General features: G+C 62.0%; 12 protein-coding genes. 11 read left to right on the forward strand and 1 reads right to left on the reverse strand.

Going from position 1 to position 13862, the window contains the following annotated elements; all coding sequences use genetic code 11:
• The first annotated feature begins 99 nt into the window (after nt 1–99).
• The 6 genes from CHB75_RS01790 to CHB75_RS01815 are packed head-to-tail and all read left to right on the forward strand — an operon-like array spanning nt 100 to nt 7198.
• Nucleotides 100–954, forward strand: a complete 855-nt coding sequence (locus tag CHB75_RS01790; protein ID WP_089268792.1) for an FAD binding domain-containing protein — start codon at nt 100–102, stop codon at nt 952–954.
• Nucleotides 947–3691, forward strand: a complete 2745-nt coding sequence (locus CHB75_RS01795) for a molybdopterin-dependent oxidoreductase (protein WP_089268793.1) — start codon at nt 947–949, stop codon at nt 3689–3691. The genes CHB75_RS01790 and CHB75_RS01795 overlap by 8 nt, the downstream gene beginning before the upstream one ends.
• Nucleotides 3684–5192, forward strand: coding sequence for a 6-hydroxynicotinate reductase (locus CHB75_RS01800; protein ID WP_089268794.1), 1509 nt, complete (start codon nt 3684–3686; stop codon nt 5190–5192). Before CHB75_RS01795 ends, CHB75_RS01800 begins: the two co-directional genes overlap by 8 nt.
• A complete protein-coding gene (locus tag CHB75_RS01805) occupies nt 5192–6040 on the forward strand; it encodes a UPF0280 family protein (protein WP_089268795.1) in 849 nt (282 codons plus the stop codon). Before CHB75_RS01800 ends, CHB75_RS01805 begins: the two co-directional genes overlap by 1 nt.
• Nucleotides 6033–6617, forward strand: coding sequence for an amino acid synthesis family protein (locus tag CHB75_RS01810; protein ID WP_089268796.1), 585 nt, complete (start codon nt 6033–6035; stop codon nt 6615–6617). The genes CHB75_RS01805 and CHB75_RS01810 overlap by 8 nt, the downstream gene beginning before the upstream one ends.
• Nucleotides 6614–7198 (forward strand): amino acid synthesis family protein, encoded by a 585-nt coding sequence (locus tag CHB75_RS01815; protein WP_089268797.1) that lies wholly within the window; start codon nt 6614–6616, stop codon nt 7196–7198. Before CHB75_RS01810 ends, CHB75_RS01815 begins: the two co-directional genes overlap by 4 nt.
• Before the next feature lie 128 nt (nt 7199–7326).
• Here the strand turns inward: CHB75_RS01815 and CHB75_RS01820 are convergent, their stop codons facing one another.
• Nucleotides 7327–7764, reverse strand: coding sequence for a MarR family winged helix-turn-helix transcriptional regulator (locus CHB75_RS01820; protein ID WP_342745271.1), 438 nt, complete (start codon nt 7762–7764; stop codon nt 7327–7329).
• 235 nt (nt 7765–7999) lie between these two features.
• Here CHB75_RS01820 and CHB75_RS01825 point away from each other — a divergent pair, with 235 nt between their 5' ends.
• The 5 genes from CHB75_RS01825 (at nt 8000) to CHB75_RS01845 (ending at nt 13757) form a co-directional block, all read left to right on the forward strand.
• Entirely contained in the window at nt 8000–9067 is a 1068-nt protein-coding gene (locus CHB75_RS01825) for an aromatic ring-hydroxylating dioxygenase subunit alpha (protein ID WP_089268798.1), read from the forward strand.
• 66 nt (nt 9068–9133) lie between these two features.
• Nucleotides 9134–10351: an ABC transporter substrate-binding protein gene (locus tag CHB75_RS01830; RefSeq protein WP_089268799.1), complete on the forward strand. Its 1218-nt coding sequence runs from the start codon at nt 9134–9136 to the stop codon at nt 10349–10351.
• Nucleotides 10352–10424: 73 nt separating this feature from the next.
• Nucleotides 10425–12287, forward strand: coding sequence for an ABC transporter permease (locus CHB75_RS01835; RefSeq protein WP_089268800.1), 1863 nt, complete (start codon nt 10425–10427; stop codon nt 12285–12287).
• Nucleotides 12284–13063 (forward strand): ABC transporter ATP-binding protein, encoded by a 780-nt coding sequence (locus tag CHB75_RS01840; protein ID WP_089268801.1) that lies wholly within the window; start codon nt 12284–12286, stop codon nt 13061–13063. Before CHB75_RS01835 ends, CHB75_RS01840 begins: the two co-directional genes overlap by 4 nt.
• Entirely contained in the window at nt 13056–13757 is a 702-nt protein-coding gene (locus tag CHB75_RS01845; protein ID WP_089268802.1) for an ABC transporter ATP-binding protein, read from the forward strand. Before CHB75_RS01840 ends, CHB75_RS01845 begins: the two co-directional genes overlap by 8 nt.
• The last annotated feature ends 105 nt before the right edge of the window (nt 13758–13862 follow it).

Consider the following 13862-nt stretch of genomic DNA (forward strand, 5'->3'; position numbering starts at 1 on the left):
GCTGGATTTCTTATTCGTATGCGAACAAATTTCGGGGACGGGTTTCCCAGTCTGTCAGCCCCGTACCCCCTTTCGTGATCACTGAGGTCAGGAGGCGTCATGAGCTATCTCACACCTACCACACTGGACGCGGCCCTTGGGGCGCTGTCCGGTCGGGATACAGAGGCCCCCGTGTCGGTCATCGCAGGCGGGACCGACTGGTTCCCGGCGCAAGGCGAGCGGGCCTATAACGGCACCCTGCTTGACGTGACCCGCGTTGAAGGGATGCGCGGGGTCAGTGCAGTCGGCACCGGCTGGCGGATCGGTGGGGCGACGACATGGAGCGATATCCTGCATGCGGACCTGCCACCGGCGTTCGACGGGCTGAAACTGGCGGCGAGAGAGGTCGGATCAGTGCAGATCCAGAATGCGGGGACGGTTGCGGGCAATATCTGTAACGCCTCCCCCGCTGCCGATGGTGTGCCGCCGCTTCTCAGTCTTGATGCTGAGGTCGAGCTGACCTCAACCCGGGGCGTGCGGCGGCTGGTGCTGGCAGAGTTCATTACCGGAGTGCGCAAAACGGCCCGGGCAGCGGACGAAATCGTGACGGCGCTGTACATTCCGGCCCTGTCGGCTGGCGCACGCGGTGGCTTCACAAAAATCGGCGGGCGCAAGTACCTCGTGATTTCCGTCGCCATGGTTGGCGCGGTTCTGACGTTGTCGGGCGGGCGCATCGCCACTGCACGGATCACTGTCGGGTCGGCCTCGCCTGTGGCACTTCGTATGGGCGACTTGGAAAATGCGTTGGTCGGCGCGGATCTGGCCGAGGCACTGGAACGGGTCACACCCGAACGGCTGGCGGCCCTGTCGCCGATTTCGGACATCCGCGGATCGGCGGAATTTCGCGGCGAGGCAGTGGTCGAGGCCATCCGCCGGACACTGACACAGATCATGAAAGGCCAGGCGCATGGATAAGGCAGCGGCGACGCATCTGACAGGATTCACGCTGAACAACGCGCCCGTGCAGGTCGAAGCGCGTGTGGGTGAGCGTCTCTCGCAGGCTCTACGCGACCGTCTGGGGGCAAAGGATGTCAAGATCGGCTGTAACGCCGGTGATTGCGGTGCCTGCACGGTGCTGGTGGACGGCGCGCCTGTTTGTGCCTGTCTCATGCCGGTTCAACAGGCGGCGGGCCGCAGTGTCGAGACACTCGCCGGGTTGGCCAAGGCGGACCCGGATGCGCTGCGCCTCAAGGAAAGTTTTCAGCATCATCAGGCGGCGCAATGCGGGATCTGCACGCCGGGGATGATGGTTTCAGCCGTGGCCCTGCTGCGCGCGGTGCCAGAGCCCGACGTGGCGCAGGTGCAGGATGCCTTGGGCGGGGTGCTCTGCCGTTGCACGGGGTATCGCAAAATTATTGATGCTGTGGTCGGCGCCCATGCAGCGGACACCCTTCAGGAATCGACACAAGAACTTGGCGCGCCAGCACGACGCTTTGACGGTCTGGCCAAGGTCGAGGGCCGGGACCTGTTCGGGGACGATGTTGCGCCCGACGGCGCGCTGGTTGTCCGCGTGATCCGTTCACCCTATCCGCATGCGCGGTTCACCTTCGGCGACCTTGGGTCATTTGAGGCGCGCCCGGATGTAGTTGCAGTGCTGACCGCGACGGATGTGAAAGGATTGAATGCCTTTGGCGTGATCCCGGGCTTTATTGATCAGCCGGTCTTTGCCGTGGACACAGTGTTGTTCCGGGGTGAGGCGGTGGCCTGCGTCGTGGGCGAGGCGGATGCAATGCTGGCCTTCGATCCGGCGGATTTTCCGGTGATCTGGGAGCCGCTCGATGCGCTGATGACCGTACCCGAAGCCTTGCAGGGTGGTGCGCCGCTGGTGCACGCTGATCGCCCCGGCAACATCATGTGCGGCGGTTTCGTTGCTTGCGGTGATGCCGATGCGGCGCTGGCTGGGGCGGATGTGGTCGTGGACGGGTTTTACGAAACCAGCTTTGTCGAACACGCCTATATCGAACCCGAAGCGGGCTGGGCCGAAGTGGTGGACGGGCGGCTGCACGTGCAGGCCTGCACACAGGCGACAGGCATGGACCGCGAAACGCTGGCGCAGGTTCTGGGAATGGACCGCGCCGATATCCGCATCCTGCCGACGGCTGTGGGCGGCGGGTTCGGATCAAAAATCGACGTGTCGGTGCAGCCGTTCCTTGCCCTTGCGGCGCTGAAGACCGGCAAGCCCGTGCGCATGTGTTACACGCGGGTGGAATCCATGCAGTCGACGACCAAACGCCACCCGGCGCGTATTGATATCAGGGTCGGCGCCAAGGCCGACGGCACCCTCACCGGCCTCACCTTCCACGGGGATTTCAACACCGGATCCTATGCAAGTTGGGGGCCGACTGTGGCCAACCGGGTGCCGGTTCACGCATCGGGGCCATATTTTATTCGCAATTACCGGGCCCAGAGCCGCGCGGTGCATACACATTGCCCGCCCTCGGGCGCATTCCGCGGCTTTGGCGTGCCACAGTCAGCCATCGCTCAGGAAACGGCCTTCGACGTGCTGGCAGACAAACTTGGCATGGACCCGCTGGAATTCCGGCTCAAGAATGCGTTGCACGACGGGCAACCCACAGTCTGCGGGCAGGTGTTCGAACAGGGGGTGGGCATCCAGGCCTGCCTTGAGGCGCTGAAACCGGCCTATGATCAGGCCAAACAAGCCTGTGCCACATTCAACGCCGAAAACGCCGACGTAAAACGCGGGGTCGGCATTGCCGGCGGCTGGTATGGCTGCGGCAACACATCACTTCCCAACCCGTCGACCATCAAGGCCGGATTGCGGGCGGACGGCACCCTTGTTTTGCATCAGGGGGCGATGGATATCGGGCAGGGGTCGAACACGGTGATTGTGCAGATCTTTGCGCGCGCCTTCGGCGTGCCGGTGGCGGATATCACTGTTTTGGGGGCAGATACCGACATCACGCCGGATGCGGGCAAAACCTCGGCCTCGCGGCAGACATTTGTGTCTGGCAATGCGGCGCGGCTGGCGGGGCAGGCCCTGCGCGCGCAGGTGTTGCAGCAGGCGAATGCGTCGGATACGGCCGAGATTACGCTAAATGGTGGCCACCTGCATGTGGTCGATGCTGATTTGGCCCATGCGGTGGACTTGTCCCGTCTGGAGGCGGACGCAGAGGGATATGTTCTGAAAGCCGTCGAAACTTACGATCCACCCATCGCGCCATTGGACGAAAACGGGCAGGGCATTCCCTATGCCCAGTTCGGCTATGCCGCGCATCTTTGCGTTGCTGAAATTGACCTGAAACTGGGGCGCATCACGCCGGTTTCTTTCACTGCGGCCCATGACGTGGGCCGCGCGATCAACCCGCTGCTGGTTGAGGGACAGGTGCAGGGCGGCATCGCGCAGGGGCTGGGCATGGCCCTGATGGAGGAATTTATCCCCGGCCGGACCGAAAACCTGCACGATTACCTGATCCCGACCATCGGGGACGTGCCCCCCATCGAAACGCTGATCCTTGAGATCGAGGATGCGCACGGGCCCTATGGTGCCAAGGGTCTGGGTGAACATGTGCTGATCCCCACCGCGCCTGCAATCTTCAACGCGGTCTACGACGCGACAAAGGTACGCCTGATGCACGCACCTGCTACGCCCGCCCGTGTCCGCGCGGCCCTGAAGGAGGCTGGATATGTCTGACGATCTGGAAACCACCGATTTGACTTCCACGGCCCCTAAAACAGCCGAAAAGATCCGTTGCGATGCCTGCCCGGTGATGTGCTACATCGCCGACGGCAAATCCGGGGCCTGCGACCGCTACGCCAATCACGGCGGCGAACTGGTGCGGCTTGATCCGCTCACCGTGATCCAGTCAGGCGCGCAGGCAGTCGCTTTTCTGGATCAGGGCAACAACGCGCAGGATTGGAACGGCGACGTGATCCAGGGGGGCCGGACCTTCGTGACTGCCGTGGGCGCAGGGACCACCTATCCAGATTATAAACCCGCACCCTTCATCGTCAGTCAGGAGGTCGAGGGCGTGGACATGGTCACGGTCGTGACCGAGGGCATCTTTTCCTACTGCGGCGTGAAGGTAAAGATCGACACCGACCGCCACATCGGTGAGGAACGCGCCATCGTCCGTGTCGACGGCGAAGCGATCGGCCATGTGATGACTGCCGAATACGGGTCCAAGATGCTCTCGCTCGGCGGGGTTGAACACCTGACCGGCGGGTCCAAGAAAGAGGGCCGCGTGACCTGTGATGCACTGATGAAGCTGTGCAACCGCGAAGCGGTCCAGATGGTCATAGACGACGGCGTGACACTGGTGGTGCAGGCAGGCCGCGCGCCGATAATCAATGGCGTCACCGAGAAACTGATGCGGGTGGGCTGCGGGTCTGCCACCATCGGGATGTTCGCAAAGCAGTGGCATGGCCATGTGGACGAGGTGGTGGTGGTCGACGATCACATCACCGGCGTGCTGACCGAACATGAATCCGGCAAGGGGCTGGAAATGGCACCTTCGGGGATCAAGGTCAAAGGGCGACGCTCGACTCCGGGGCGGTATTTCCAGGTCGCCGATCCGGGCACCGGCTGGGGCGGGACCAATGTGGAGGATCCGCTGACGATCCTGAAACCCGCTGACCCCAAGGTCGCCAAGCCCGGTCTGCGGCTGCTGATGATTTCGACCACGGGCGAGCAATGGGCCTATTACGTGCTGGACGATGCCCTGATCCCGCAACCGGCCGAGATCACGCCGCCGTTGCTGGCGGTGGCTGAACGCATCGCAGAAAACTGCGAACCGTCCCTGTGTTCGGTGCTGTTCATGGGCGGCGCGGGCGGATCCCTGCGGGCGGGTGTGACGGAAAATCCGGTGCGCCTGACCCGGTCGGTCAAGGATGCCCTGACCTATGTGTCCTGCGGTGGTGCCGAAGCCTATGTCTGGCCCGGCGGCGGGATCACCGTCATGGTGGATGTGATGGACATGCCAACGAATTCCTTTGGTTATGTGCCTACGCCTGCGCTGGTCGCGCCGATTGAATTCACCCTTCGGCGCGAGGATTACAGCACCTTGGGCGGGCACATGAACCATATCCAGCCGGTTCAGTCGGTCATCCGCAAGGACAACCGTCGCGTGCCACACAACCTGTCGCAGCCCGATCCGCAGGACAGCAGGAACTACCGCTGGACCAAGGGGGCCTGATGAAGCCGGTTGCCGCCCTTTTGCCGGGAGAGCGCCTGCATTTGCAGCACGGACCGATTGATCTTGTCATCGGGGTGACGGGCGACCGACAGACGGCTTTTGCAGCAGCGCGGGATCGGTTCGAAACGGTTCTGGACGAATTGGTGGCAGAACTGGATCTGCTGCGGCGTCCGGTCAGTGACGCCCCAATGGGCGCAATCGGCCGGTGCATGTTCGATGCCACCCGCCACCACACGGATGGCGTCGTGACCCCAATGGCGGCGGTTGCAGGGTCGGTGGCACAGGCGGTACTGTCGGCCATGGTCGCGGCGACGCCGCTGGCCCGGGCCTATGTGAACAACGGCGGCGACATCGCTTTGCACCTGACGGGGGCCGCGACCTATCGTCTGGCCGTTGCAGCACCGGATGGCGCCGATCTGGGCCGGGTCGAGATTACGGCCAGCGATCCGATCCGTGGTATCGCCACCAGCGGGCAGGGCGGGCGCAGCCTGTCCCTTGGCATTGCGGATGCGGTCACGGTGCTGGCGCGCACGGCGGCGCAGGCGGATGTGGCTGCGACCCTGATCGGCAACGCCGTGGACCTGCCCGGGCACCACGCGATCCGCCGCCAGCGGGCCTCCGATGTGCAGCCGGATTCGGACCTGCGGGACCATCTCGTGGTGACCCATGTTGGCCAGTTGACGGCGTCCGAGGTTGACGCGGCACTGGACCGCGGACAGGCTGTGGCGCAAAATATGGCAACGGCGGGGCTCATACACGGGGCGGCGCTATTTCTGAGGGGGGCTGCACGGGTGACCGGGCTGCCGGGGACTGAAATTTCACAAGGAAAGATACTGACACATGCCTGACGTCGAAATCCGCAAGATCGTCACCTCGGTTGAGGAAATCTTTCACGAAGGCGGGCCGCGCGCCAACACGCCTCAGAAACGCGGCGCGATCTTTGCCGTGATCCGCAATCCCTTTGCAGGGCAGTATGTCGAGGATATTCAGCCCTTCATGGAGGACCTCAAACCGCTTGGCGTGGATTTGGCGCAGCGTCTGCTTGCGGCTCTGGGCGGTGATGCCAAGCTGATCGAAGGCTATGGCAAGGGGGCAATCGTCGGCGCAGCCGGAGAGCTTGAGCATGGCGCGCTTTGGCATGCACCGGGGGGCTATGCCATGCGCGAAGTCCTGGGTGGATCAAAGGCCATCGTGCCCTCCACCAAGAAGGTCGGCGGCGTGGGCACCCGGCTGGACGTTCCGGTGACGCATCTGGATGCCTCTTACGTGCGCAGCCATTTCGATTCCATCGAAGTGGGCTGCAACGACAGCCCGCGTGCGGATGAGCTTCTGTATGTTCTGGTAATGACCACGGGCGCGCGGGTGCACAACCGGGCCGGCGGTCTGGCTGCGGCGGACATCAAGGGTGAGGACGGTTTGAGATGAGCGCAGACATTCGCAAACTGGCGGTCTGGGTCGAAGAGACCCATCGCGAAATCGGCAAGAGCATCACCCCGCCAACCCGCAAGGCCGTGGCCGTTGCAGTGATCGCCAACCCCTTTGCCGGGAAATATGTCGAAGACCTGAGTGATCTGATGGAAATCGGTGCCGAACTGGGTGCTCTTCTGGGTGACAAATGTGTAGCGGCCCTCGGGATCACGCCATCGCAGGCCCAAAGCTACGGCAAGGCCGCCATGGTGGGAGAGAATGGTGAGCTGGAGCATGCTGCCGCGATCCTGCATCCCAAGCTGGGCGCGCCTTTGCGCAAGGCCGTGGAAAAAGGCGCGGCGCTGGTGCCGTCATCCAAGAAGATGGGCGGCCCGGGGCAGGTTCTGGATGTGCCTCTGGGACACAAGGATGCGGCCTATGTGCGATCGCATTTCGACGGTATCGAAGTGCGCCTGAGCGATGCACCCCGTGCCAACGAGATCATGGTGGCCGTGGCGGTCACGGATTCCGGGCGCCCGCTTCCGCGGGTCGGGGGGCTCATTCACAAAGATGCGGTGGGCGAAGACGGCCTGCGCTGAGTTTTGTCGTCGCAGGGGGGGCTGCCCCCGCCCTGCGGACACTCCTGGGGTGGTTCTGGACAGATGAAGCTGGGGATGCCCTTTGCGCCTTCTCTTTCCGAATGCGCAAACGCGACGACAGAGATGCGTCAGAGTTTGTCGAGCAGGTCCAGAAGGCGCTCCACTTCGCGTTGGGTCAGCCCGCCGACTGTCTGCTTGGAAATGTCACGCGCGGTGACGACGGCCTCATCTGCAAAGGCCCGGCCTTCTTCGGTCAGCGAAATTTCCAGACGCCGCATGTCTGTCTGTGACGGCTTGCTTTGCAGCAGACCTTTCTTGCGCAGGCGGTCGACCACGCCTTTGGTTGTTGCCGCATCCATGCCAACCAGTCGACCAAGGTGGTTCTGGCTGATCGTGCCTTCGTCCCGTAGCTTGGCCATCACCGCGAATTGCGTCGGGGTGACGTCGGGCATGAGGCGGGCGAACACTTCGAGGTGCTTCTGGTTGGCCAGACGCAGCTTGAAGCCGATCTGTTCTTCGAGCCGGTACTCGGGAACCGCGTCAGATGTTTTCGGGTCTTTCAGCACGGGAGTGTCCATATCCTGCGGATCGGCCCGCGCAATCCTTGCAGCGATGCCCAACCCATGATGACGCCCGGCCCTTTGCAAACCGCACGAGAATTGTGCAGCATCTTTCCACGAAACGCCGTCAGGGTAAACAAAGAGATTGTTGCAAAATATTGTTTGACAACTAACAAGTTTCTGAGGCCACATGAGGTCAAGACCTGCGCCTGCGGAAACCGGACACAAGGGAGCGTAATTCATGCCATTCGTAAAAAATGCCTGGTACGTTGCAGGCTGGTCCACGGATTTCGGCGAGGCGCTGGTACCGCTGATGATCCTGTCGCAGACTCTGGTGATGTTTCGCGCTTCCGGCGGAACTGTTGTCGCGCTTGAGGATCGCTGCCCGCATCGCCAGCTTCCTCTGAGCCGTGGTAAACGGATCGGCGACACGATCCAGTGCGGCTATCATGGGATGACCTTCAACGGTGCGGGCAAATGCGTACGCGTTCCCGGCCAGGATAATCTGCCGGCTTCGGCCTATGTCGATGCTTTCCCAGTGCACGAGGGACACGGCATTGTCTGGGTCTGGATGGGCGATCCGGCCAAGGCGGATGTGTCCAAGATTTTCGATCTGCCGGAACTGGGGCACCCCGATTGGCATCTGCACCATGGCGACAAGCTGCATATTCAGGCAAACTACCTGAACGTGGCGGAAAACCTTGTCGATCCGGCCCATGTCAGTTTCGTGCACCCGACCACGCTGGGCAATGCGGCGTCCGAGAACGTGCCGGTGCATGTCAAGACCAGCGGCGAGGCGATCGTCGCGTGGCGTTGGATCCGGGATGCCGAACCGATCGGGTTCTTCAAGGCATTCGGCGGGTTCACCGGGAATGTGGACCGCTGGCATTACTATTACCTGCATATGCCCTCGACAGCCGTGATCGACTTTGGCAGCGTGGATGCAGACAGAAAACTGGATGAAGAAGACCGCAATCAGGGTGTGCGCATTTTTGCCCTGCACTTTGTCACGCCCGTGACCGAAGATTACACGATCGACCACTGGGCCCACCTGCGCAACATGGCGGTGGGGGACGAGGCGGCGTCAGAACAGATGGACAAGATGTTCCGCATCGCCTTTGCTGAGGACAAGGAAATCCTTGAGGCGGTACACGAAGAGGAGAAGCGCCCACACCGACGCAAGCCAATCCGGATTGCCATCGACAAGGGGCCGAATGTCTATCGCAAACGCATCCGTGATCTGGTCGAAGCAGAGGCAACAGAGGATCTGGGGGACCCGGTGCGACCGGTATTCGTGCAGCACGACTGAACTTAACACTTCCCATGAAAGCCCCAAAATCCAATAAAAAGGGGCGTCTGACAGAGAGGAACCACTATGCAACGCAAGACTTTCCTGAAGGGCCTGATCGGGGCCGCGCTTCTGGCCAGCACAGCGCCTGTGGCCTTCGCCCAAAGCGGCGAGCCGATCAAGATCGGTGAGATCAACCACTACAAGCGCATGGCGGCCTTTGCCGAACCCTACAAAAAGGGCATCGAGCTGGCGCTGGAAGAGATCAATGGTGACGGCGGCGTTTTGGGCCGTCCGCTTGAATTCATCTTCCGCGACGATCAGGGCGATCCCGGCGAGGCGATCAAGATTGCCGAGGAGCTGATGACCCGCGACGGTGCCGTGATGCTGACCGGGTCCATTCTGTCGAACGTGGGCCTCGCCATTGCTTCTGTCGCTGGCGAAAAGAAGTGGGTTTACCTCGCGGCCGAACCTCTGGCCGATGCCGTGACCTGGAGCGCGGGCAACCCCTATACCTTCCGTCTGCGCGCCTCGACCTACATGCAGGCGGCGATGCTGGCCGAAGCCGCGGCCAAGACGGATGCGGTGAAGTACGCCACCATCGCGCCGAACTACGCCTATGGCAAAGACGCGGTCGCGGCCTTCAAGGAGGTTCTGACCAAGCTCAAGCCTGATGTCGAGTTCGTGGCCGAGCAATGGCCCGCCCTGTTCAAGATCGACTCAGGCGCCGAAGTGCAGGCGCTGGAGCGTGCGAAACCCGACGCGATCTACAACGTGACCTTCGGCACCGACCTTGCCAAGTTCGTTCGTGACGGAACCACCCGTGGGCTGTTCGATGGCCGCACGGTCTACGGCCTGCTGTCGGGCGAACCGGAATATCTGGAGCCGTTGGCGGACGAGGCCCCAGAGGGCTGGGTCGTGACCGGCTATCCGTGGTATGATTTCACCGAGGATGACGGTGCCAACAAGGCCTTTGTCGACGCCTATCAGGCCAAGTGGAACGAGACGCCCAAGATCGGATCGCTCGTCGGGTATATGGCGGCGGAATCCATCGCGGCGGCAATTGCAAAAGCGGGTTCGACCGAAACCGAAGCCATCCGCGCAGCCTTTGAAGGTCTGCCGGTTGAGACGCCAGTGGGCAGCATCACCTACCGCGAGATCGACAACCAGGCCACCATGGGCGCCTTTGTCGGCACCACGGCACTGAAAGATGGCGCAGGGGTGATGGTCGACTGGTCCTATCTGGATGGCGCGGATTATCTGCCGTCGGACGAGGAAGTGAAAAAGCTGCGTCCCTCCGAGTGAGCCTTTGAATGGCCCGGGCTATGCGTCCGGGCCATTCCTTTTGCAATTCCCCTAGACTGACAGGAGACCTTTGATGGGTCTGTTTCTTGCACAGCTTCTGACCGGGCTGGCCAATGCGGGGGCCTTGTTCATGGTCGCCTCTGGCCTGTCGCTGATCTTTGGCGTTACCCGGATCGTGAATTTTGCGCATGGATCCTTTTACATGCTGGGCGCCTATGTCGGCTGGACGCTGATGCAGGTCCTGCCGGGCATGGTGGGGTTCTGGGGGGCGATCCTGCTTGCCGGGATCATCGTCGGGCTGATCGGCGTGATCGTCGAGATCTGCGTTCTGCGTCCCGTCTATTCCGCACCAGAGCTGTTCCAGCTGGTCGCGACCTTCGGCGTTATCCTCGTTATTCAGGACCTTACCCTGATGATCTGGGGGGCTGAGGATCTGCTTGGCCCGCGTGCGCCGGGTCTAAAGGGCATCGTGCGGATCATGGATGAACCCGTGCCGCAATATGACCTTGCCCTGATCGCCATCACGCCCTTTGTCGCCTTTGCCCTTTGGTATCTGATCACCAAGACCCGCGTCGGTATCCTCGTGCGGGCCGCGACGCAGGACCGTGAGATGGTCGGCGCTTTGGGCGTCAATCAGTCTTGGCTGTTTACAGGTGTCTTCTTCCTTGGCTGTGCGCTGGCTGGCCTTGGCGGTGCCGTGCAACTGCCCAAGGGCGGTGCGGACCTTCTGATGGATTTCAACATCCTCACCTCGGTCTTTGTGGTGGTGGTGATTGGCGGCATGGGGTCGTTGCCGGGGGCATACCTTGCCGCTGTGATCATTTCGGTGCTGAACGTGTTCGGCGTGTCCTACATGCCAAAATCGACGCTGGTGTTGATGTTTCTGGTGATGGTCGTGGTCCTGATGTTCCGCCCCTTCGGCCTGTTCGGCAAGGAAGAGGTTGCAGGCGAACACGGACAGGTTGGCGAGCCCGAACGGCCCATCAAACCTGCGGGGCTGCCCGTGCGTCTGCTGGTGGCGGTCGGTCTGGTGCTGCTGGGGTTGATCCCGATCCTGGGGTCCAACTTTACCGAGGTGCTGGCGACCGACATCCTGATCTTCTGCCTCTTCGCCGCCTCTCTGCACTTCATGCTTGGCATGGGCGGTCTGGTCAGTTTCGGCCACGCGGCATTTTTTGGTGGCGGGGCCTATGTGGCGGCGCTGTTCGTGACCTATGCGCATACGCCGATGGAACTGGCGCTGATCCTGGCCCCACTGGGCGCGGGTCTTGCTGCGGTCATCATCGGCTGGGTCTGTCTGCGCAGTACTGGCGTCTATTTCGCCATGCTGACGCTGGCCTTTGCTCAACTTCTCTGGAGCCTTGTTTTCCAGTGGGGCGATATCACCGGGGGCGACGACGGGCTGGTCAATATCTGGCCTTCGGCCTGGGCCTCGTCCAACACGGTGTTCTTTTACCTCACGCTGGTGATCTGTGCGGGCGGCATCCTGCTGCTGCGCCACGCGGCGCATTCGCCCTTTGGCTACGCCCTGCGCGCCGCGCGCGACAGCGCACGGCAGGCCGAGGCGATGGGTATCAACACCAAACGCATCCAGTGGGTTGCCTTTGCCTTTGCCGGTGCGATGGCGGGCGTCGCGGGCGGGTTGTTCGTGTTCTCCAAGGGCAGCGTTTTCCCCAACGAACTTGAAATCGCGCGATCCTTCGATGCGCTGATCGTGGTCTTTCTTGGCGGTGTGAAGACGCTTTCGGGCGGATGGGTCGGCGGTGCCTCGTTCGAGGCGGTCAAGGACTACCTCACCCGGTTCGAATACTGGCGCCTCGCGCTGGGTCTGCTGATCATCGGCGTGGTGATCCTCGCGCCCGAAGGCATCGTCGGTTCCTTGCGCAAGCTGGGCGAACGCCTTGGCGTGCTGAACACTGGGGAGGATAAGCGATGAGCGCGGTTCTGACGGTCGAGCATCTGAGCCGCTCTTTCGGGGCGATCAAGGCGGTGGATGATGTGTCCTTTTCGCTTGAGCAAGGAGAATTGCTGGCTCTGATCGGTCCCAATGGCGCGGGCAAGAGTACCTGTTTCAACATGCTGATGGGCCAGCTCAAGCCGACCGGCGGTGTCGTGAAGCTAAACGGTGAAAAGATCACCGGATTGCTTCCGCGCCAGATCTGGCGCAAGGGCGTGGGGCGAACGTTCCAGATCACCGCGACCTACAGTTCGATGACAGTGGTCGAGAATGTGCAGATGTCGCTGATCTCGCACCACCGGCGGATCTATTCCATGCTGCCCTATGCGCATAAACTCTACCGCACCCGGGCTTTGGAGCTTCTCGACACTGTGGGTATGGCCGATCAAGCCGACCGGCACTGCGCCGTGCTGGCTTACGGTGACCTCAAGCGGCTTGAGCTCGCCGTGGCGCTGGCGCATGAGCCAAAGCTGTTGTTGATGGACGAACCGACCGCCGGCATGGCCCCGCGCGAACGCATCGCGCTGATGCAGTTGACGGCGGATATCGTTCGGGATCAGGGCGTCAGCTGTCTGTTTACGGAACACGACATGGACGTGGTCTTTGCCCATGCGCACCGGATCATGGTGTTGAACCGGGGGCAGTTGATCGCCGACGGCTCGGTCGAAGAGATCCGCAACAATCCTCAGGTGCAAGAGGTCTATCTGGGCGGTGGGATGCTGTTCCACGCGGCAGAGGAGAAAGCCGATGCTTGAGTTGAAAGCCGTAAATGCGTTCTACGGCAAGGCGCATGTGCTCAACAATCTGAGTTTTGAGGTTGGGCGCGGCAAGGTCGTGGCACTGCTGGGCCGAAATGGCGCTGGCAAGACGACGACCATGAAGTCAATCATGCAGATGATACAGCCCCGCGGTGGCAAGGTCACCTATCAGGGCCAGGATATCACCGGCTGGGCACCGCATCGCGTGGCCAAGGCCGGGCTGGGCTATGTCCCCGAAGAACGGCGGATCTTTACCCAGCTGACGGTGCTGGAAAATCTGGAAGTTGGCCGCCAGCCTGCGCGCGAGGGCTGTGTAACCTGGACCGAAGATATGTTGTTCGACCTGTTCCCCAACCTCGCCGAGCGGCGTGGCAACCGGGGCAAGGCCCTGTCGGGTGGCGAGCAGCAGATGCTGACCATCGCCCGGACCCTGATGGGCAACCCCGCGCTGGTCCTGCTGGACGAACCGAGCGAGGGCATCGCCCCCGTGATCGTCGAGCAGATGGCAAACGTGATCCTGCAGCTGAAGCACGAAGGGCTTACGGTGCTGCTGTCGGAACAGAACTTGCATTTTGCTCAGGCGGTCGCGGATTCCGTGGTGATCATTGAAAGCGGGACGCAGAAATTTGCAGGCTCTCTTACTGAACTGCAGGAAAACCCGGAAATCCGGGACGCATATTTGTCAGTCTGAGTCCTGACACTGATCCCTGCACAGTCGGGGGCGCTTCACCCATCGCCTTTCAGAGGTTCGCCCGGAATATTTTTGGGCAGATAAAGCGGGGGTCGGTCCCCTGCT

The organism is Puniceibacterium sediminis (genome assembly GCF_900188035.1).
Classification (GTDB): domain Bacteria; phylum Pseudomonadota; class Alphaproteobacteria; order Rhodobacterales; family Rhodobacteraceae; genus Puniceibacterium; species Puniceibacterium sediminis.